Origin of the sequence: Paenibacillus sp. RC84 (genome assembly GCF_041260495.1) — a bacterium.
In the GTDB taxonomy this organism is placed as follows: Bacteria; Bacillota; Bacilli; order Paenibacillales; family NBRC-103111; genus Paenibacillus_F.
Window position 1 is genome coordinate 1 of record NZ_JBGBYL010000004.1, and the last position, 21,246, is coordinate 21,246.

Annotated in this window: 16 protein-coding genes and 2 pseudogenes; 17 read left to right on the forward strand and 1 reads right to left on the reverse strand. The window is 47.3% G+C overall.

Annotated features, from left to right (window positions below):
* The 11 genes and pseudogenes from ABH899_RS10465 to ABH899_RS10515 all read left to right on the forward strand — a co-directional run.
* A partial coding sequence (locus tag ABH899_RS10465; RefSeq protein WP_369995989.1) for a non-ribosomal peptide synthetase occupies positions 1-3,224 on the forward strand: 3,224 nt, incomplete at its 5' end.
* Between the two features lie 1,063 nt (positions 3,225-4,287).
* The gene (locus ABH899_RS10470) at positions 4,288-5,172 is read left to right on the forward strand and encodes a carbohydrate ABC transporter permease (RefSeq protein ID WP_369995990.1); all 885 of its coding nucleotides are present in this window, start codon (positions 4,288-4,290) and stop codon (positions 5,170-5,172) included.
* A 12-nt stretch (positions 5,173-5,184) separates the two neighbouring features.
* Complete coding sequence (locus ABH899_RS10475; protein ID WP_369995992.1) at positions 5,185-6,027, forward strand: carbohydrate ABC transporter permease; 843 nt, start codon at positions 5,185-5,187, stop codon at positions 6,025-6,027.
* Positions 6,028-6,089: 62 nt separating this feature from the next.
* On the forward strand, positions 6,090-7,457 hold the full coding sequence (locus ABH899_RS10480; RefSeq protein ID WP_369995993.1) for an ABC transporter substrate-binding protein: 1,368 nt from the start codon (positions 6,090-6,092) through the stop codon (positions 7,455-7,457).
* Between the two features lie 4 nt (positions 7,458-7,461).
* Positions 7,462-8,931, forward strand: a complete 1,470-nt coding sequence (locus ABH899_RS10485; protein WP_369995994.1) for a CehA/McbA family metallohydrolase — start codon at positions 7,462-7,464, stop codon at positions 8,929-8,931.
* Positions 8,928-9,677: an HAD family hydrolase gene (locus ABH899_RS10490; RefSeq protein WP_369995996.1), complete on the forward strand. Its 750-nt coding sequence runs from the start codon at positions 8,928-8,930 to the stop codon at positions 9,675-9,677. Before ABH899_RS10485 ends, ABH899_RS10490 begins: the two co-directional genes overlap by 4 nt.
* A gap of 10 nt (positions 9,678-9,687) precedes the next feature.
* The gene (locus tag ABH899_RS10495) at positions 9,688-9,882 is read left to right on the forward strand and encodes an SMR family transporter (RefSeq protein ID WP_369995997.1); all 195 of its coding nucleotides are present in this window, start codon (positions 9,688-9,690) and stop codon (positions 9,880-9,882) included.
* A gap of 251 nt (positions 9,883-10,133) precedes the next feature.
* Positions 10,134-10,922: pseudogene (locus tag ABH899_RS28595) on the forward strand (IS4 family transposase); the annotation flags it as partial.
* Positions 10,923-11,185: 263 nt separating this feature from the next.
* Positions 11,186-11,428, forward strand: coding sequence for a hypothetical protein (locus ABH899_RS10505; protein ID WP_369996000.1), 243 nt, complete (start codon positions 11,186-11,188; stop codon positions 11,426-11,428).
* Positions 11,406-11,849, forward strand: coding sequence for a P-loop NTPase family protein (locus ABH899_RS10510; protein ID WP_369996001.1), 444 nt, complete (start codon positions 11,406-11,408; stop codon positions 11,847-11,849). Before ABH899_RS10505 ends, ABH899_RS10510 begins: the two co-directional genes overlap by 23 nt.
* Positions 11,850-12,223: 374 nt before the next feature.
* Positions 12,224-12,385, forward strand: a pseudogene (locus ABH899_RS10515) (IS3 family transposase); the annotation flags it as partial.
* 98 nt (positions 12,386-12,483) lie between these two features.
* Here the strand turns inward: ABH899_RS10515 and ABH899_RS10520 are convergent.
* Complete coding sequence (locus ABH899_RS10520; RefSeq protein ID WP_369996003.1) at positions 12,484-14,655, reverse strand: extracellular solute-binding protein; 2,172 nt, start codon at positions 14,653-14,655, stop codon at positions 12,484-12,486.
* A 343-nt stretch (positions 14,656-14,998) separates the two neighbouring features.
* Between ABH899_RS10520 and ABH899_RS10525 the strand changes: the two genes are divergently transcribed.
* The 6 genes from ABH899_RS10525 (at position 14,999) to ABH899_RS10550 (ending at position 21,236) form a co-directional block, all read left to right on the forward strand.
* Positions 14,999-15,499 (forward strand): MgtC/SapB family protein, encoded by a 501-nt coding sequence (locus tag ABH899_RS10525; protein ID WP_369996484.1) that lies wholly within the window; start codon positions 14,999-15,001, stop codon positions 15,497-15,499.
* 38 nt (positions 15,500-15,537) lie between these two features.
* Entirely contained in the window at positions 15,538-16,356 is an 819-nt protein-coding gene (locus tag ABH899_RS10530) for an MBL fold metallo-hydrolase (protein ID WP_369996004.1), read from the forward strand.
* A gap of 15 nt (positions 16,357-16,371) precedes the next feature.
* Complete coding sequence (locus ABH899_RS10535; protein WP_369996005.1) at positions 16,372-17,622, forward strand: MFS transporter; 1,251 nt, start codon at positions 16,372-16,374, stop codon at positions 17,620-17,622.
* A gap of 622 nt (positions 17,623-18,244) precedes the next feature.
* Complete coding sequence (locus tag ABH899_RS10540; RefSeq protein ID WP_369996007.1) at positions 18,245-19,090, forward strand: STM4015 family protein; 846 nt, start codon at positions 18,245-18,247, stop codon at positions 19,088-19,090.
* A 5-nt stretch (positions 19,091-19,095) separates the two neighbouring features.
* Positions 19,096-20,409 carry an STM4014 family protein gene (locus ABH899_RS10545; protein WP_369996008.1) on the forward strand — a complete coding sequence of 438 codons (1,314 nt, stop codon included), beginning with the start codon at positions 19,096-19,098 and terminating at the stop codon, positions 20,407-20,409.
* A gap of 44 nt (positions 20,410-20,453) precedes the next feature.
* Positions 20,454-21,236: an STM4013/SEN3800 family hydrolase gene (locus tag ABH899_RS10550; RefSeq protein WP_369996009.1), complete on the forward strand. Its 783-nt coding sequence runs from the start codon at positions 20,454-20,456 to the stop codon at positions 21,234-21,236.
* Positions 21,237-21,246 lie beyond the last annotated feature (10 nt).

Consider the following 21,246-nt stretch of genomic DNA (forward strand, 5'->3'; position numbering starts at 1 on the left):
TATCGACAGTATATGGGGAGTTCAATCGACTCTATAAAGCGCTGCAAAAAGGTGCTTTGACATCTGATCTAAAGGAGCAGGTGATAAAGGACAAGAAGGATCAGACATCCTACGAGGATTATATCGAATGGCTAGAAAAACAGGATCAAGAACAAGGGCTGTCTTACTGGTCAGACGTATTAGCAGGGTATGAAGAAGTCGCCGAAATTAAGCCAGTGCATACACCGCAAGAGAGCGAAGAGCAAGTGCAGCGCTTAGCGATTACATTAACTCCTGAGGACAGATTGCGGATAAAAGAACTGACATCCGCCCATCAAATGACGGTGAGTAATGTAGTGGAAACCGCCTGGGGAGTTGTTTTGCAAGCATACAGCGGACAAAAAGATGTGGTATTCGGGAAGGTAACATCTGGACGGCAAAGCGATGTGCGGGGAATAGAAGATATCGTCGGTCTGTTTATTAATACGATCCCCGTGCGTGTAACGAGCAAAGAAGGCATGAATGTAATGAGGCTGCTCAAAGAAATGCAGCAGCAAGCGTCGGAAAGTGAACAATATGCCTATTGTTCGCTTGCAGAGATTCAAGCACAGACGGAGCAGAAACAGCACTTGATTCAAGTGCTCTATGCGTTTGAGAACTATTATGTGGATGAGGATAAGCTTACAGATTTCACATACGAGATTACGTCATCCCGCGACCAACCCCCATATAACTTGACGTTATGCGCATACGAGTCGGGAGAGAAAATAGTTTGTGAAATACTATACAATCCGAATGTGTATGCGGACGAGGACATTGTACAAATGCTTAGGCGGCTAGAACATGTGCTACATGCTTTAGCAGCAAACCCAGAAAGGAAGTTATCTGAACTTGAGACGATAACAGAGGAAGAAAAAGAGCAGATACTAGGTGCATTTAATGACACGTACTTACCGTATGCAAAGGATAAAACGATTCCGGCATTATGGGAAGAGCAGGTGGCTGACACACCGGATGCAATCGCCGTTGTATATGAAGACAACCCTGTGACGTATGACGCGTTAAACAGAAAAATCAACCAAGTGGCACGGGCGCTTCGCAGACTGCACATTAAACCTGATGACCGCGTGGTTATCGTGGCAGAGCGAAGTGTGGAGATGATTGCCGGGATGTATGGCATCATCAAGGCAGGTGGTGCGTATGTGCCTGTCGATCCTACAATCCCAGCAGAACGTATGCGGTTTATTCTAAATGACTGCAAACCAAAGGCAGTGCTTGTGTATAAAACTACGATTGAAACGGATTTGCCGACGATTAATCTGGCGGACGATAAGCTCTGGGAAGGGCAAGGCGGTAATCCGGAGCAAGTCAATCGCCCCGATGATTTGGCTTATATTATCTATACATCCGGAACGACGGGGCAGCCGAAAGGGGTGATGTTAGCGCACAGCGGCGTAGTTGCGATGAGGAGTTACCTGCAGGAGAAGTATGAAGTGACGCAGCAAGATAACGTGCTTCAGTTTGCCAACTATATATTTGACGCCTCCGTATGGGAGATGACACTGTCGCTTTTGCTGGGTGCAAAGCTAACCCTCGTGTCCCAAGGGGTTCTATCGGATGTGAGCAGCTTTAACGCCTTTATTAAGAAAAACGGAATCACGTTGACGCTGCTACCGCCGCAATACTATCTGCAGACGGATATAAGCGGACTAAGGGTACTGACGACTGGGGGATCGGCAGCAAACGCGGAGATGATCGAAAAGGCAGGGAGCGGTACACGATATATCAATGCCTATGGACCGACGGAAAGTACCGTATTGGCAACGGGATGGGAATACGATGGAGAGAGTGACATTCCCTATCCTGTACCTATTGGGAAACCAACGAGCAATACGCAAATCTATATTATGGATGGCATGAAGTTGTGCGGGATAGGTGTACCAGGGGAGTTATGTATTGCAGGCAGCGGTGTGGCAAAAGGGTACTTGAACCTTCCGGGACTAACCGCAGAGAAGTTTATTGAGAATCCATACGGGGAAGGAAAACTGTACCGGTCAGGGGACTTAGCCAAATGGCTGCCGGACGGAAACATCGCCTATCTGGGTCGTATGGATGACCAGGTGAAGATCAGGGGGTTCCGGATCGAGCTGGGAGAAGTGGAAAATGCACTGCGGCAGCTGGAAGGGATCCAAGATGCGGTTGTGATTGCGACTAATAATCTTGAAATCCAATCGTTATGTGGGTATATAGTATCTCATACAGTGGTTGATCCATTTGAGATTAAACAACACTTAAAGAAGATCCTTCCATCGTACATGATTCCATCGTTTATTATGCAATTGGAGCAAATTCCTGTCACACGCTCAGGGAAAGTGGATAAACATCGGTTGCCTTCGCCAAACGTGCGTGCCCTTATGGGACACGATACATTTGTTGCCGCGCAAAACGATAGGGAGAAGGAACTTGTAACCATTTGGCGTGACATTCTTGCGAGTGAGCAAATCGGCATTCATGATAATTTCTTTGAACTAGGCGGAAATTCATTATTGATCATGAGTATGTTGGCTCGAATTGAAGAAAGGTACCCGGGGATTGTAAAAGTGGGCGATATATTCGCAAACCCTACTATCGCTCAACTGGCAACATTCATTGATGTAAGCAGTCAAACAGCAATGAGATGTGCACAAGTTCCGTTCCCAGATTCGTATCTGTTAGGTAGTAGGAACAAGGTATTCGTATTCCATTTCCAAGATAATCGTGATTTATTTCATGCACTGAAGGAAATGCAATCAGAGGGCGAGACAGCACTGGAGTCGTGGCTATTGTTTCTGTACACCTATAGTGTTATCGAGGCGACAGGTCAGCAGGAGCTGTCGGTTTGCTATGGGGCGAATAATACTTTTTCATCGTTCGAGATCAGTAATCACGACGATTTGAATGTATTGTTGGAGAACGTAAAAAGTAAGAAACAAGCAGCTCCAAAATGTACACAAGCAAAATTTATTATTGATTACAAGCAAAATGGGTTATTTCCGATGTTTTTATATCAGTTCACAGGAGATAAAGGCTATACGGAATACTGTGATTTCTCATTCTCTTTTACTATGAATGAAGAAGCTGTTTATTTTGAGGCAAAGATTTTAAATCGTACCCTCAATTCGGATTATATTCAAACGTTGTTTTCAAGATGGATTCAGATTGTCCAGCATGTCAGTTTGAAAAATAAACATAATAGCAAAGTATGATAGGAGCCATTCCTGAAATAAAATGAATTCGTGGTTTGAATGAAAAAAGTACCTTCTGTATACTGGGGAACGTTTGATCCAAAGAACAAACCCCAGCACAGGAGGCACACTTCAATCAAGCATAAACACATCAGAAAACAGAATCAACGAATTCAACAAATCCAAAAGCTTGCTCAGTACGATGGTATCGGGCAAATAAATGCAAAATATTCGAATCTGCGTTAATCTGCTATTGAGCCATTTTCAAATCTACCTCACTAGTTTGTTGTCTCGACAACTACATTCTACTTGAGGGATTTGAATATGGCTCTCTTCATTTATTGGAAGAAGCTATTTTACATAATTTTACGGACTCAACTAAAAAGCACTGTAGAACCTTTCTGAAATTTAACTAGTGTATGAGCACTCTTTTAATGAAAATAATGTTAGAGATCTCCAAGATAGATTATTCGAGATAATGGAAGAGTGTGATAAAGAGTTCCGAGACATTTTTACGGCGTCAGAAATAAAAACGATGGGCGAAATGAGCTATGTTCATATTAACAAATATTTGGATGGTGAAGTACATCCTGATCATTCATCTCGACAGAGACAGACTTTTGTAACCTACTATAGATCTTTTGTGTTTAATGTTTCAAAATGGATAAAATTCTAAAGTGTCAATTGAAGAACAGAGCTACTTTTCTAAATACATACTTCCTGATTTTCTTTTTGATAATCGTGATTATGATGCAAGAAAGAATGCCATAGAATCTGCAAAAATAACGAGAAAAGATGAAACTTCAGCAGTGGCCCCCTTACTTCCCAAAATCCGCGCACAAGTTCACTTCAGATACAATCAAATAAAACGTCTACGAGAGATTGTAAACAAACTAAAAACAACTTTGAAGAGGTTCCGTTAGAGTTTTACTATGACGAAACTGAATATCTAAACGAGCGAATCCATTTTATTCTTTGGGATAAATTATCGTTTGTCCTACATCACCAGAATATTGTTCAAAACAAAGTAAAATATCAAAAAATAAACTATATTCAAAAAAAATTGAACAAAAGTGAGGTTGCTATGAAAAAATTTAAGCGATGGGGTGAACCTGCAGCTTACTTCTACGTGCTGCCTGCTATGGTGCCGCTCACTTTATTCTGGCTGGTTCCGATGGTGTATATCGTTTATTTAAGCTTTACGGATTGGGACTTTATGAGTCCAGTGAAGACTTGGGTAGGATTTGAAAACTTTAAGGAATTGTTTACGAATGAAGAGTTTTATAAAGCATTAAAGGTGACGCTGCTATTCGGTATTGGGATGGTCGTTCCGACGATGGCAGGGGGATTAGCTTTGGCTCTTATTCTTAGCAGGCAAGGAAGAGGGTCCGGCGTATACCGGGCAATTTTGTTCTCACCATGGGTTACACCGACGGTAGCCGTATCGATTGTATGGTCATGGATCTTCGAACCGCGATCAGGCTTAGCGAATTCGATCTTGATTGGACTGGGGGCTGACGGTCTGCCCTGGCTGCAAAGCTCGAAGTGGGCGCTTCTTTGCGTCATTATTGTCAGCGTGTGGAAATATGTCGGCTGGGCAATGGTTTTTTATTTGGTTGCACTGCAAGGGGTGCCGAAGGATTTGCGGGAAGCAGCTTTCATGGATGGCGCCGGCGGATGGAGCATCTTCAAAAGTGTTACGCTGCCGTTGATCTCGCCGACCTCCTTCTTCCTGTTTATTATTTTGTGGCTGCAGTCGTTCCAGGCTTATGATCAGATCAGCATTTTGACTCAAGGAGGACCATCCGGCTCCACGCGCACGCTGTTGTATATGTATTATCAATCTGCTTTTGACAGCTTTAATGTCGGAGAAGCTTCGGCGGTTGCACTTGTGCTGGTGTTCATCTCTGCCTTATTCTCTTTAGTTTCCGTGACGATGAGCCGCCGCTCCGTTCATTATTTGCAATAGGAGGAACTCCAAATGAGAGTCGGATCAATGATAGTGCGCTCGCTGCATCATGTCATACTTGCTGCATTTAGCTTTATTATGGCGTTTCCTTTTATATGGATGATCACCAGTGCGTTCAAGACGAATGATGAGATTTGGGCTTATCCGCCTGTCCTGCTTCCAGACAAGCTGCTGTGGGAGAATATTTCGAAGGCATGGCACGCGGCGCCTTTCGATCTTTATGTATTCAACAGCGTATTCGTATCGGTATGTATCGTATTGATTCAGACGGTGAATTCCGCGATGATGGCTTACGCACTTGTCCATATGCGTTTCCCATTGGGACGGCCGCTGCTGGCAATCATTCTTGTTAGCTATATGCTGCCGGGTGCGGCGACCTACTTGCCGGGTTACATCATTTTATCGAATCTCGGATTAATCGATACGTACGGAGGGCTCATTATTTCCAACTCGGTGAGTGTATTCACGATCTTCATGATCTATCAAGCGTTCCGGCAAATTCCGAAGGAGGTGGTGGAAGCGGCGAAAATCGACGGCGCTCCCCACCGGCGAATTCTCTGGACCATGGTGATTCCGCTGACTGCACCGTATTTTGTTGTGATGGGTCTTATTACTTTTATTGAAATGTATAACAACTATTTGTGGCCGTCGCTAATTACCCATAATCCCGATCTATACCTTGTGTCTGCCGGGCTGCGCAGCTTCTTCATCGAAGGCGGGGCTTACGGGATGAATTGGGCGCAGGTGATGGCGGCCAGCTCATTTACTATTTTGCCGCTGCTTATCCTGTTTATATTCGCTCAAAAATTCATTATGAAGGGGGTGAGCCAGTCTTACAGCGTCAATAAAGGCTAGTTTGAATGAGAAGGCAATATAGGTTGATGTTAAAAATTTATGAGAGAAGAAAGAGGAGAAGCATGCTAAACACATGGGAAAGAGGTAGACTTCTGCTGATGATCGCCATCGTAATAATGTTCTTGGCGGCGTGCGAAAACAGCAATAATGGCAAAAACGCAAACAACGGGAATGTGGAGCCGGTGAATGCTGCAGCAAATGAGAACTCTGCAGAGGCGGCAGCGAAAAAGCCAGTCGAAATTGAATTCTGGTATGCGCTCGGCGGCAAGCTGGGTCAGAATGTAGAAGCGTTGATTAAGGAGTTCAACGCCGCTCAGGATGGCGTCATTGTTAAAGGTGTAGTGCAAGGCAACTATGAGGAGACACAGCAGAAGCTGCAGGCGGCTATTGCCTCGAAGAAAGTGCCTGCGGCTGTATTGACACAAAACAATGACTGGGCTCGCAAAGGTTACTTTGCAGCATTAGACGACTATATTGCGGTTGATGTCGATTTTAACAAGGACGATTTCATTCCGGCGTTTCTGCAGCAAGGTGTTGTGGATGATAAGCAGTTCTTCCTGCCGATGTATGGCACGACGCAGGTACTGTATTACCGCAAGGGTATGTTGGAGAAGGCTGGATTGACGGAAGATGTGTTTAATACATGGGAGACTCTGGCAGATGCAGCAGCTAAGATGACGGTAAAGAAAGGCGATACAACGGAGGTATTCGGCTGGATGCCGATGTGGGGCCGCGAGAATATGATGGACGCGGCATTGAGCCGCGGCGGCAGAATTTTGAGTGAAGACGGCAAAACCGTAATGATTGACAGCACGGAATGGATCGAAACATGGGAGCAATTCCGAAAGTGGATTCATGAAGAACAAATTATGGGGATCCACTCCGGTGGTCAGGGCTGGGAATATTGGTACAAAACTATCGATGACGTTATGCAGGGACGAGCTGCAGGCTATACAGGTTCTAGCGGCGACCAAGGCGATCTGGATTTCAATGTTGTAGCTGCGCATACGCAGCCTGGCTGGGCGAACCGTGCACCAGCACCTATGGCACGAGCGCTGATGGCCGGTATCCCGGCTCTGGCTTCAGATAAACAGAAGCAGGCTGCTTATGAATGGCTGACCTTCTTCTCGAATACGAAGAATACCGCTAAATGGTCCATTAACACAGGATATATCTCAGTTCGTTCCTCTGCACTTGAAGATCCGGACTACAAAGCGTTCAGTAAGCAAAACCCGCAAATCAAAGTGCCGCTGATGCAGGCGCAATCAGCAAGCAGCGCCTTTATTGACCAGACAGGCGGCAAAATTGATGATGCGCTGAAGATCGCAGCAGATAAAGTGCAAATCGAGAATGTTCCTGCAGCTGATGCGCTGAAGGAAGCACAGCAAAAAGCGCAGGCAGAACTCGATAAAGTGACAGGAGTGAAGTAACACGATGAAGAGGACGGCAATCTGCACTGAAGTCCGGGAAGCAAGCCTGCTTCCCGGTCCTTCCTTGCTGACTTATTCATTTAGCATGAAAGAGCCGATGGATTGGATTTCACTCGTTATAACGTATGAGAAGTTGAATTGGATGCAAATATTCGTGAAGGACCCCGATGGATTCATCCGAATGCAATATACGGGCAAGAAGCGGGCGGAACGGATTTTGCTAGGAAGGCTGCAAGAGAATTGCTCTATTGGCTCTGTACCGGGAGATGTTGGAGCGGGAACTTGGAAGGCAGATGTGATTGCCTATGCTAGAGATGAAGATAGCACGTTTAAGCTGGAATGGATGCACGGAAAAGGCGTGTCGGCGGAATCGTCTACCGTCCCGTTTGCAATCGGGACACCTTGGATAACGTTAGACGCTGATGATCGGTATGAGCAGGAGCGGCTCAACTGCGGCGCAAGATGGTATAAAGGCGATTTCCATATGCACACATTGTTATCTGACGGCAAGCAGTCTCCGGAGCAATTGATGGAATCCTCATTGAGGCAGCAGTTGAACTTTATCGTAGTGACTGAGCATAACCATCGGCATACGGCGTGGCCTTCACACGACAGACTCCTTGCGCTGCCAGGAATGGAAGTGACGGCGTTTCAAGGCCACTGGAATGTACTGGGAAACACGGATTGGCTTCCTTTGTATGATGAGGATGGGACTCTTACGATGGAAGACGCCGAAGGAATGAATCGAATTATCGCCGCAGCGCGCGAGCAAGGCGCGGTATGCAGCTTGAATCATCCTTATTTGGCTCCATGGGATTGGCGTTTCGGAAGGGCGGAGCTGAGCTTGTTCCACGCGATTGAAATATGGAATGATCCGACCTATGAAGGCAACGCCGAAGCGGCAGAACGCGCATTGATGCTGTGGGACGCCTGCTGGGCGAGAGGACTGCGTCTGGCAGGGATCGGAGGCAGCGATACGCATCTGTTGCCCCATGAAAGCTACATGGAAGGAGGACCTCCTTCTATGGCAGGCGATCCGGCCACTTACGTGTACTGTGACGAGCTAAGCGAAGTTCAGCTATTGGACGCTGTAAAGAAAGGGCGCTGTATCGTATCTAGAGGCCCGCAGCTTGAGCCCTGCATTTATAGCGGAGGAAGGCAAATACTGCCGGGAGATCAAGTAAGTATGGATGCACAAGCGGCAGTCCCGATCCGCTATAGTATTGCTATAAAAGGTATAAAGGAGAAAGGTAAGCTGATCTGGTTATTGAATGGTTTGCCCGTATTTGAAGCGGTTGTTAATGAGGATGGACCTTACGTATATGAGACAGAATGGACGGGAGAAGCCTATCGCTGGTTAAGAGTGGAGCTCAGATCAGAATATGGGACACTGTTAGCGTTTATCAACCCAATCTATGCCAATCCGATCGGATGTGCTTCATTGACGTGGGAGGAAGTGAACGCAGAGCTATGAGAATTCGAATTCAATGCGGGGCATCATCGTGGGAGGTGGATGGGGTTCTGTTCGACAAGGATGGAACACTGCTTGATTTTGCATATCTTTGGGGGACTTGGAGCAGTCTGCTAGTGGATCGATTACGTCACAGGGCGCTGGGTGTAAATTGGGAGACTGTTCTTGGCTTGTGTCGTGACGGGGAGAAATTTCATTACGACCCTCTTGGCCCGCTTGCGATGGGCTCCAACCGGGAAATCGCGGCTCTGCTTGCAGGACACTTGTACCTTTCCGGCCTGGCATGGAATGAGGCGATTACGGCAGTATTGACCGATATGAAGCATGTATCCACACAGATCGACGAGCTGCGTCCAGTTCGGGCTATGCCCGGTGTTTTCTCGTTCGTACAACAGCTGAGCCGGGAAGGTGTTCCGATCGGAATTGTCACATCGGATGATACCGAAGCCGCTGTAAAGCATCTGGAGTGGCTTGGGATGCGCAAACATTTTCAGGTTATTCTTGGCAGTGACGGCCATGTAAATGGGAAGCCGCATCCGGATTTGGCTATTGCGGCCTGCGCTAAGCTTCAGATTGCACCGGAGCGCACACTCATGTTCGGCGATACGAAAGCCGATATTCAAATGGCCCGGGAGGCGAAGCTTGCCGGCATCGTTCGAATTGGTCTGGAAAGAACACAAGCTAGTGACGGCGAAGAAGAACAGATTAGTCATTATGAGCAATTGCAATGGACTTCATTAACATCATAGAAGGGAAGAGGTGCATTTGAAGGGTTGGCTGCTGTTACTGCTTGCCATAATTTTAGAGTTGTCCGGGACGATTTCTATGAAATATTCCGCAGGATTCTCCAAATGGATTCCGTCCATTCTAATGTTTGTGTTTTATGCAGCAAGCTTCACTTTTTTGAATTATGCAATCAAAACAAACGATGCACGCCTGTTGATTAACCAATAATATACATAAAAATATATAGCAAAAAGGCCGCTTTTTCTGTGAAATCGATTGCACCACACAATTCGATTTCGAAACGAGGCGATCCTATGGAAAATTGTACCATGTTCAAGCTGCGCTGCAACCTTTATTGTTGAAAGAAGAAGTCGAATCGGTAGTTGAACGGACTGGCTATCAGGATAATAGCACGTACGTTCAGTGTATATACCTTGCTTTAATATTGGGCACAGGCTGCTTTTGAACAGTGGAATGGCTTTCGTGATGGTGCAGATCGAGCAACCTTGAGAGGGCTTCCGGCTGTCAACTATTCAACCTTTTCAATGAAAGCAAAAGATGTTCCCTTTGAACTTTTCAAGAAATTACTCGACATTGTCCTTAAGAAATGCAATCGGGAAACCAGAAGACATTTGAATGTACCAAAAGAGCTGCTGCTTATTGACTCAACCACCGTTACAGTAGGGAAAAACCGCTTATCTTGGGCCCCTTTCCACGGTGAACGTGCGGGTATAAAGCTACATGTTGCTTAGCGTGCAAGCAACGATCAACTTTGGGATGTGGAAGAGACAACAGCCTCCCGGCATGATGGTCCTGTTGGTGAAAAGCTTGCAAATTAAGCGTTTATTCTCGTGCAAGACCGAGCCTATGGAAAGATTGAACGGTAGGATCACTAGGTTTCAGAAAGTCAGTATTTTGTCATTCGATTAAAAGAAAATGTTCACTTGCAAAAACCCCGCGCCTTACGGAGGCAGAAACCAAAGGATTCGCCTGTCACACGTGACATTACCAGTCAGCTTGGAACCAAGCAATGTCGCTCTCGTTGGCGACATCGCGTAGTCATGTTTGATGATGGACATGGACGTGATATTCGAGTGGTTACAAATTTACTGGGTACTTCGGCGGAACAAATTGCTGACATGTATAAAGCTCGCTGGAAAATTGAGCTTTTTTTCCGTTGGATCAACCAACATTTGAACGTACCGACCTTGTTTGGCACATCTGAAAATGCGGTCTATGGCCAACTTTATGTTGCTTTGATCGTGTATGGGTCTTCTTTTGCTGGAATTGTTGCCGGATATTTGGGTTGTAAAACTCGCTTTTCATAATAATAGAGAGCGATTATTTGCTATAGATGAAATTCAAATATATGGTTAATCAACAGGCGTGATTTTAGATATTTAGAAGATATTGATACTCGAGTACAAAAACTTATAGATTATTTGCTACAAAAATTAAAATTGTCGATAGCTCTTATGCAAATCATGAAACTACTAAAAATGACATAATATTTAATGGTGATTTTAATAAAGTGCGCAGAGTTAATTTAGATGATATTCTCAAAAAAGTTCAGTATATAGATTATCAATATTATTATAATAGTTCAGAAAACATAAATGCCCTACAGGTAGAGATAAATCGGATGAATGTAAAAAAGGAGAAAATAGAAAAAGCAGAGGAAAAAATAAAAACATTGATTAAAGTTTATGAAGCACAAATTTTAAATCATCGGAAAAAGATAATTACAGATATTGAAATTCCCTTTTATATATAGTGGCAAGATCATTCAGAACTATCAAAGAGGATGTGGGCTTTTTATTTATGAGAATGATAGCTTTGGACAAAAAAGTATAAGGTTTGTTTCTAATATTAAATCAGATCACGACGCAATTAACTACCTTTCTTCAGGCCAACTGTCGGGATTAGTAATTGCGTTCACATTAGCTTTAAACAAAGTATATGGGGAGAATTCAATTGGTTTATTATTGCTTGATGATCCTGTTCAAACTATGGATGAAATAAACGTTGCTTCATTAATTGAATTACTAAGAAATGAATTTAGAAAAAAACAGATTATCATGTCCACTCATGAAGAAGAAGTTTCCAGATATATTCGTTATAAATATTCTAAGTATTATTTAAAAACTATGAGAGTGAATATAAAAAACTTGGCAAACAAGCTTCTATGTAGCTGAGGCAACATTCATTGCTGGATTTGACTGAATTAGAGTCTGGATAAAAGAGCAGCTTTGAGCGTTTATCAAAGAAAACAAGCTGGTCTGCGAAAGTTCAGTTAATTAAATTAGTTTCTAGCTTTCTTTACATAGTAAATTCTAGTGGTTCCAAACTTTCTTTGTTACGCGTTTATCAAATGTCCCGAAAAATCCTAATAAAATCAACAAAATTAGTTTCACGGATTTTTATCACCTGACAGAAGGCTTACGGTAGACAACGAAAAAAAGACATCTGTTAAGATGGACTTAAACGTTGCCTACCGGAGGGGATTTTTCATGGGGAAAACAGGTCGAACAAATAACAAGTATCCAGATGAACTTAAGAATTTTTCTTCTCTCACTTAAAAACAGAGAACGTCTATCTTACTTCTCTCCAGACTGTTTCCGGACTGGAACAAACCCTTCATGACTACATCTTGTTTTACAATAATGGTCGTTTTCAGAAAAAATTAAACAACCGTTCCCCGGTTGAATACCGGGAAACGGCTGCTGCTTAATGACATGTCTTTTTATTCGCGTCTACTTGACGGGGGGATGACCATATCGCGGCGATCATTGACCTGTCTTTTTTCTGTTTTCTTAAGAGCTGCGTCTCCTATAAGGCAAGAAACTCTTTCTCGGATAACCTTGCATTAATATAATCAATCGCTTCCTCGATGCTCATCATCTGATTCATCACATTTTTCACGCCGAGACCGATAATCTTCTCGACTTTCCGCAGATTGAAGTTATGTCCTGTCGGGAAGGCGGATTCTCGTACCCCGCGGTACTCTAAGTCTTTGGCGAACTTCAGCCAAGGGTATTGATCCATGACATTCTGGTTGCTGTAGATGAAATCGTTGACCGAAGCGCCGCCGAGCAGCGTGACTTGCTCGGCGATATCATGATCATAGAACCAACGGAAGAAGGCTGAGACTTCGTCGTCCTTCCGGCAATATTTTGATACGCCTAGCGAGCCTCCGCCGAGCAGCGGCTGTTGGCCAGGGACCTCTGCAAACCCAATGAGCGGGGATATCTCGCTGTGGGCGATATTCGAGAATAAGTTCATATACACGATGAGCATCGCGATCTGACCGTCTTCGAATAACGAGATGGACTCGTCCCACCATTTGGCAGGTAAGTTCCTGGCTATGGATAAATGATCGATATAGCTATGAAAGGCATCCATCGCAATCTCTTTGGATAGAGCCAGCTTATTGTCTTCTTGGATCAAATGTCCGCCTTCGGCATAATACCTGACTAGGAATTCGGAAGCGATAATCTCTGAATTTCCCGTCGTTACGCAGGATCCATGGGATAAAGGCGACTCGGGGTTACTCGCTCGAGAGAAGAATGCAGAAATCCGATTGAACGCCTCGAAGTCGGAGGGCGTTCGCAGTTCGGCTTTATACTGCTCATAGAACATTCTTCGCACTTTGGTATCTTCGAAAATATCCTTACGGTAGAAGAGCATTTGAATGCTCGGATCGAAAGGTACGGCGTAAGGGATCTCGTTCACATAAGTAAACCGATCAATAAGCTGTGAAGGATAATTCGTCAGCAACTCCCGCATCTCCGGGCTTAACGGCTTTAAAGTCTGGCCCGCGAACCAAGATAACCCGGCCATATCAACACGAATGATATCGTAATGCTTATGGTTGTCGATATCGGATAAGATGTCGTAAATTTCTTCGAACGAATAGACAGCTAGTCGAAGATCAATACCGGTCGTCTTCTTAAAATGCGGCGCTAATTTCTTGAGCGCATCCGTGGTTGGACTCGGGATCGTAAGAATGTTCAGCGTCTTGTTTGCCGTTGGATGACCAAGCGCTTGGTCATCGAACATAAACCCGCGATTCAACCCGATGATCGGGGCTCCGTCACGCTGGTCCGTCGTCTCATGACGTAGAATCGTCTCGGCAATTTCTTTGCCTAGCCACTGATAATTGATGTGATACTTATTAATGAAATCCTCGGTTAAAAACTCGGAATCGGCCAAGCTGTATATCTCCGGACTTGGGCCCGTACTCCCTAAGAAATGGGCATTTTTGATATAACGCGCTCGTTCCAGATCACTGGTCACAATGCAATCGAAGGCATCCCCTGCAAAGAAATCAAATGCATGATTATAGGCCGTAGATTGCGCAGCGGCAATCGTATGTATGCGCAAATCCAGAGGGGATAGTTCTTCCATGATGGCATTTCTAAAATCCCGATCACAGGAATATTGGAGCAAATCGGTGAATATTCCGATCTTCTGGTGCGCTTTTTCTTTTATTTTCTGAGCAATCGTTCGTCCGGATGTACCCGCATCGAAGCTGGCGAATTTCATTGCGTTTTGCAATTTACGATAGACAAAAATGATGTTCTCCCGTGGAATGCCGAGCAGGTCATAATATTCCGTGGCATCGTCCACACAGGAGACCGTGATTACAGCGCAGTCCCGATTTGCAGCAATTTCTTGCAGGAGGGCTTGTTCATTTTCTTTCTGATCTTGTGTGAGATATAAATTTGTCGTGTACCCCGCACGGAGAAGGGTGCTATGGATTGCGATATACAGCTTGTTATAGGAATCCGATGAAATGTTAGGCAAGATGAGGGAGACGGTTGTCGTGCTTCCTTCACGTAAAGATTTAGCCCGCGCGTGGATCTGGTAACCCATTTTACGAGCGGCTTCTTCCACGAGATTGATTTTCTCCAGACTTACATTTCCTCTTCCGTTCAGCACATTCGATACCGTTCCATGCGACACCCCCGCAGCTTTGGCGATATCTTTGATCGTAGGCATGCTTCATCCTGCCCCCTTTTTGATGATATTTGGCTAAATTAATTATATCGGGTCTTCTTTTGACATGCCATCACGTTATTTTGACACGTTCCAATATTTTAAAGTGTTCCAAACGAACGTTTAAGTGTTGTTTTTGCGGTATTTTATGCAGGATTACCAGGAGTTTCGAAAATATACTATCAAATATTTATTGACTCGTTCCAATAATGTGTTAGAATTCTATTAAAGAAAGCGTTAACATCATATGTGGATTGATCGTTTGTCAGTACGGTTGATCGAGATTTGCACGACATCATGATTTAAGGAGGAGAGGAATGCTGTGGATCCAATCCAATATGGCCAGATGTTCGGACATTGGGAGATGTATGTCCGAATCCTTGCGAGTGCATTGATGGGCCTGTTTATTGGCTGGGATCGATCACATAAACATAAGCCCGCCGGTATGAAAACGTATACCTATACCTCAGTGGCTTGTACGTTAATTACGATTATTTCCATCTCTACCGCCAGTCATTACAATGAAACGGGTCAGCTCATGCGCGCCGATCCGATGCGGCTAACGGCTCAAATCGTATCTGGCTTAGGATTTATCGGAGCGGGGGTCATACTTAAGGATGGGGAACGGGTTAAGGGGCTAACATCGGCGGCCATGATATTTTTCTCAGGCGGCGTCGGAATTGGCATTGGAGCGGGGTACTATGGCATCGTCATTTTCTCCGTCGTCTTAACTTTTTTCCTTGCAAGAATCAGTCGATTTCTTCCGATGAACAACCCGGAATATGATCGGAAATCAAGAAGCAGCAATGATGCTGCCAGGAAACAACAAGAGAAGGAATGTATCTGAATTCCTGCATACCTACGAATCGAAAAGGAGATATTTATATGAAAGTTCATTTTCTGGGATCTGCCGCGTCAGAAGGGATACCGAATCCATTTTGCAAATGCGAGGTTTGCGAGAAGACGCGAAGCGAGAAAGGGAAAAATATAAGAACGCGGTCAACTGCGATTGTGGATGATACGATGCAGATTGATTTCCCGCCAGAATACAGCTACCAAGTCATGCGAGATGATGTGGATGTTACTCGTATTACGGAATTGCTCTTCACGCATACGCACCCCGATCATTTTAACGCAGGAGATTTGTTCAGTCGGATGGAAGGGTATGGTCACCACGTTACGCATCCGTTGCATATTTTCGGGAATGATCGTGCTGTTAATGGTTGTCTGGATGTGTTGTCCGGTTACAGTCCGCAACGGTTTCAATTCACTCGGATGATTCCATTCGTGACAGTAGAGACCAGCGGAGCGCGCATTACGCCGCTTCTCGCCAATCATGCGAAGTGGGAAACGTGTCTGATCTATTTTATCGAAAAGGACTGCAAGACATTGCTGTACGGTCATGATTCAGGATGGTTCCCGGAATTGACGTGGTCGTGGCTTGCGGACAAGCATATCGATCTGACGGTACTCGAATGTACACATGGTTACAATCAGAATCCGCATTCCGATGGTCATATGAGCATTGAGACCGTGTTGGAGACACAGAAGCGATTGCTGGATAGCGGCATTCACTCGGCATCGAGCCAGATCATCGTCTCGCATTTATCTCATAACAGCGGTTTCATGCATGACGAGCTTGTGGACATATTCAAGCCTCACGGTATCGAAGTGGCTTACGACGGTCTCATCAAATTTATTTAATAGGGGATATTACACATGAAGACTACTATCGTTCCGAGACTATTAATTATGATGTTTCTGCAATATTTCGTTCAAGGCGCTTGGAATATGACTTTAGGGTTAGTTCTCAGCACATCGGGCTTATCTTCCATCATCGGTACTTCTTATGCATTGCTCGGCATCGCGACGATTCTGTCGCCGCTGTTCATCGGGATGGTCGCGGACCGGTTCATCGCCTCCCAGAAAATTATGGGCATCCTGCATGTTGTTAATGCTTGTGTGATGCTCGCGATTCCGTCTCAGATTCAATCGGGCAACGCGACGATGTTCCTCGTATTGATCTTTATTGTCGGTGTGTTGTTCTATCCTACGACGGGACTGTCGAATAGCATCAGCTTCAGACATATTCATGGCGCCAAAACATTTCCGGTGATTCGGGTGTTCGGAACATTTGGTTTTATGGTGATCGGGTTCCTGCTCGGACAGATGGGCTTCTCGGGGAGTGTTATGACCTTCAAAATTGCAGCAATCTCTGCCATTGTGCTCGGGATCTATTGCTTCACGCTTCCGAATACACCGGCAGCTGGCAAGGGTAAGAAGTTCCTGATGAAGGACCTGCTCTGTCTTGATGCGCTCGCATTGTTCAAGGATAAGAACTTTACGGTATTTATGGTCTGTACGATTTTCTTGATGATTCCTAAAACAGCTTACAGTGCTTATGTGCCGGTATTCCTGGGCGCGCTAGGGTTTAATAATGCAGCTACGATTATGCAAATCGGTATTGCAACGGAAGTTATCTTTATGTTCTTACTCTCTCTGTTTCTCTTCAAATTCGGATTCAAAAAGATTATCCTGTGGGGCGCGATCACGTGGGTTCTTCGTTCGTTGTTGTTCTCCTTCGCAGCAGTCGATGCAGGCATTCTCGTTATCGTCATTGCGCTGGCACTGCAAGGGATTTGTTGGGATTTCTTCTTCACGGCGGGAGACATCTATGTGGACAATAAAGCGGACGTGACGATTAAAGCGCAGGCACAGAGCTTGAAGTTCATGATCTCGAACGGGCTAGGGCTGTTGTTCGCTTCTTCGGTCACAGGTTATATTTTCAATCATACGGTCGTGGATCAAGGGGCGGCTGCGCTGAAGCAGTGGCAGCAGTTCTGGATTTACCCGGCTGTCGTGGCGGCTGTCGTCGCGCTAGTGTTCTTCCTGCTCTTCAAGGATAAAGGGATGATATTCCAGAAGAAGAATGCGGAAGAAGGTGCGGTTTCGGAGTTGAAGACCGTGTAATAAAGGAGCCGGAAGGCTATGGAAAAAGGCTGCCGATAAGGTCGTTAGCCTTTTTCTTAGCATTTTAGTGAATTTTATCGGAATCCGCCAGGGAGCGGATTTTTTTATTTTGCGGCGATACTTTTTGTCAGATTAACTCTATTATCTTCATCTAATCGTGCGGTTAAAGTATTTTCCGCACCGGAAATCAACGATTACTCCATGGTGCTGAAGGTGACATTCCGCGAAAAATCGTTTTGTTTACGGCGGATATTTAGGTACTGACGGAAAAAGACGGGCTGGCGCCTAAGAAAAGCAAACCGTAACCTTACCGGTCCCCCGGGGAGCCACTACTGCCTGTCGGTGCGGTTACTGTCTCCCGGCCCGGCAGTCCATTCGATCGCCGAGCACTCCACACGGTGGTTTTTTTTACGAATAGATCCATGGGAAGAAGACGTTATCCATCGCTCAAAACCCGCATCCGGTGGGGCTTCCATACGAAACAGACCCTGAAAAACGAAAAAGAAACAAGGCGGAAGACGTGCCCGGATGTCCGGAAATGTTTGCAAGTCTTTTTTAGAATCGTTTATAGTTAGGATTATATCGTACATAGAAGGAAAAAGTTTACATGGGAGGGACCGTTATGTCCGAGGTTAAACTATCAATTGATTACGACCAGTACGAAGCCGGCAAGAAAATGAAAGATTTGCTCGAGGAGCTTGCGGACAGCCCGCAAAGCGGGGAGCTGACAAGCCTTATTATCGGCGATTGGGGCGGTGCTTACGAAAACGATTCCGAAGAAACCGTCGAAACGCTTGTCGCTCTAAAGGAGCGGTTTCCGAAACTGACGAGTCTGTTTATCGGTGACATGGGCTTCGAGGAATGCGAAGTGTCCTGGATTATGCAGACCAACCTGGCCCCGCTGCTGGAGGCTTATCCCGCTCTCCGGTCGTTCACGATCAAAGGAAGCACGGGACTGGATCTGAACCCGGCTCGTCACGAAAACCTGGAGGAGCTGACGATTATTTGCGGCGGCCTGGGCAAGGACGTGATCCATCAAATTTACGAAGGGTCTTTTCCGCGTCTCAAAAAGCTGGAGCTGTATCTCGGCGTGGACGAATACGGATTCGACGGCAGCCTGGAAGATGTGCTGAAGCTGACGGAGCCCGGCAAATTCCCCGAACTGACTTATCTCGGTCTGAAAAACAGCGAAATTCAGGACGAGCTGGCAATCGCACTGGCGGATGCCCCGATTCTGGATCAGCTGCATACCCTTGATATGTCGGACGGAACGCTGTCCGATACAGGGGCGGAAGCGCTGCTGAACAGCGAGCGAGTAAAAAAGCTGAAGTACCTGGACTTAAGCCATCATTATATGTCCGATGAAATGGTAAACCGCTGGAAATCGTCCGGCCTTAACGTGAATACGGACGATCAGCAGGATATGGACGAAGACGACGATTACCGGTATCCGTCGCTTACGGAATAACGGCCATGCCGCAGAGGATGATCCTGATCGGCAACCCGGACAACCGCCGCACGGCGGGGCTGCAGAACGCCCGGGCGAAGCTGGGACTGCCTCCGGCCGTCGTGCTGCCGTACGCCGGGCTGCTGGACGGCAGCGCATCGCTCGCGCAGGCCGCAAGCCTCGCCGGGGCGGCGTCACAGCGGGCGGGCGAACCGGCCCCGCTGCTGCGGCTGGACGCGCCCGGCGAGCTCTTCGCGGTAGAGCGCGGGCTGATCGCCCTGGGCGCTCCCGACCACGAAGAGGCGGCGCACGGCGACCGCCTGCTTCCGTTCGGGCGCCGCAGCGATCCGCAACCGCTCTCCGTGCGGTCCGCGCTCGCGCTCGCGGAGCAAGAGGGACGGCAGTACCACCCGTCCCAATGGTTCCGCGGCTTCGCGCGGCTGCTCGCCCGCCTGCGGCGGGAAGCGGAGGAGCTGTGGCCGCAGCCGCAGTGGACGAACGCGCCGGAGGACATCGCCGGCATGTTCGACAAGCGGCAGACGCACCGCATCCTGTCCGCTGCCGGCGTGCCGGTGCCTCGTCTCCTGGCTCCGCCGGAGGAGATCGCGGATTGCGAGGCGCTTCGCACGCTGATGCTCTCCCGGAGGGTTCACCGGGTCTTCGTGAAGCTCGCTTCCGGCTCCGGCGCCTGCGGCGTCGTCGCTTACCGCATCAACCCGCGTACGGGCGCGGAGCAGGCGGTTACGACCGTCGGCGTCGAGAACTACGGCGCCCGCGCCCCGGTATTCTATAACGCGATGAAGCTGCGGCGTTACACGGACCCGTCCGCGATCCGCCAGGTGCTGAGCTGGATCCTGAGGCACGGCGCTCACGTCGAGCAGTGGATCGCCAAAGCGTCTTACGGCGACCGGACGTTCGATATCCGTCAGCTTGTGGTGGCGGGAGAAGCCTGCCACAGCATCGCCCGGGTAAGCCGGACGCCGATCACGAACCTGCACCTGCGCAGCGAAAGGGTGAGCGTGGATGACCTCGGTCTGGCGCCGGGCATCCGGGCAGGAGCTGCGGCCTGCGCCGTAAAAGCGCTGGCCGCTTTTCCGCGCTCCCTCGCAGCGGGAGTCGATGTTCTGCTCGACAGCGCGTCACATGCGCCTTACATACTTGACATGAATCCGTTCGGAGATCTGCTGTACCGGGTCGTTCACAAGGGAATGGACCCTTACGAATGGCAGATGACCCGGCTCGCAAGCGGTTCCGCGGAAGTTGCGACAGCTTCCGGGGCTTTCAAGGGTTCCGGGCGTGCCGGTTTGACCGGGTCTGCCGGAACCGGAGCTTCCGGGTAGCCTAAAGCCGCAGCGGGATCTCCGGGCGAGGGAGGAACGCTAGGATGAATATGAACGAAATCGTGGGTACCCACGATATCCTGATGATTACGCTGGACACGCTACGTTACGACGCCGCCGTGCTGGAGGAAGCCAACTGCCCGAATCTGTGCGGCGGCGGTTCCTGGGAGAAGCGCCACACCCCCGGCAGCTTTACGTATGCGGCGCATCACGCTTTTTTCGGCGGCTTTCTGCCGACTCCGGCGACGACGGACAAATCGCAGCATATCCGGCTTTTCCACTCCAAGAATACGGGGCTTAAAACCCATCCCCATACATGGCTCTTCGACACACCCGATCTGGTGTCCGGTCTTCAGGAAGAAGGCTACCGGACGGTCTGTATCGGGGGTGTAATTTTTTTTACGAAAAAAGTTCCGCTTGCCCGGGTGCTCCCCGGCTATTTCCGGGAAAGTTACTGGCGGATGACTTTCGGGGTGACGAACCCGCGCTCCACCGAGCATCAGGTCAATCATGCCCTCAAGCTTCTCGAACGGACGGAACAAAGCGAGAAGCTGTTTATGTTCCTGAACGTTTCGGCGATTCACGGGCCCAATCATTATTTCCTTCCCGGCGCGAAAAAAGATTCGGTCGAGAGTCAGAGGGCCGCGCTTCGCTACGTGGACGGCCAGTTGGGCCGTTTGTTCGAAGCGATGAGGAAGCGGGAGCGGCCCGTGTTCTGCCTGGCCTTCTCCGACCACGGAACGTGCTACGGAGAAGACGGCTACGAAGGCCACCGGCTCGCGCATGAAGCGGTCTGGAATGTGCCTTACCGCGAGTTTATTTTGTAAATTGACGAAA

What these genes read in the sequence shown, in the direction of transcription:
- ABH899_RS10470 (WP_369995990.1), top strand. Translation starts at nt 4,288, where the DNA reads ATGAAAAAATTTAAGCGATGGGGTGAACCTGCAGCTTACTTCTACGTG.
- ABH899_RS10475 (WP_369995992.1), top strand. Translation starts at nt 5,185, where the DNA reads ATGAGAGTCGGATCAATGATAGTGCGCTCGCTGCATCATGTCATACTT.
- ABH899_RS10480 (WP_369995993.1), top strand. Translation starts at nt 6,090, where the DNA reads ATGCTAAACACATGGGAAAGAGGTAGACTTCTGCTGATGATCGCCATC.
- ABH899_RS10485 (WP_369995994.1), top strand. Translation starts at nt 7,462, where the DNA reads ATGAAGAGGACGGCAATCTGCACTGAAGTCCGGGAAGCAAGCCTGCTT.
- ABH899_RS10490 (WP_369995996.1), top strand. Translation starts at nt 8,928, where the DNA reads ATGAGAATTCGAATTCAATGCGGGGCATCATCGTGGGAGGTGGATGGG.
- ABH899_RS10520 (WP_369996003.1), bottom strand. Translation starts at nt 14,655, where the DNA reads ATGCCTACGATCAAAGATATCGCCAAAGCTGCGGGGGTGTCGCATGGA.
- ABH899_RS10525 (WP_369996484.1), top strand. Translation starts at nt 14,999, where the DNA reads ATGTTCGGACATTGGGAGATGTATGTCCGAATCCTTGCGAGTGCATTG.
- ABH899_RS10530 (WP_369996004.1), top strand. Translation starts at nt 15,538, where the DNA reads ATGAAAGTTCATTTTCTGGGATCTGCCGCGTCAGAAGGGATACCGAAT.
- ABH899_RS10535 (WP_369996005.1), top strand. Translation starts at nt 16,372, where the DNA reads ATGAAGACTACTATCGTTCCGAGACTATTAATTATGATGTTTCTGCAA.
- ABH899_RS10540 (WP_369996007.1), top strand. Translation starts at nt 18,245, where the DNA reads ATGTCCGAGGTTAAACTATCAATTGATTACGACCAGTACGAAGCCGGC.
- ABH899_RS10545 (WP_369996008.1), top strand. Translation starts at nt 19,096, where the DNA reads ATGCCGCAGAGGATGATCCTGATCGGCAACCCGGACAACCGCCGCACG.
- ABH899_RS10550 (WP_369996009.1), top strand. Translation starts at nt 20,454, where the DNA reads ATGAATATGAACGAAATCGTGGGTACCCACGATATCCTGATGATTACG.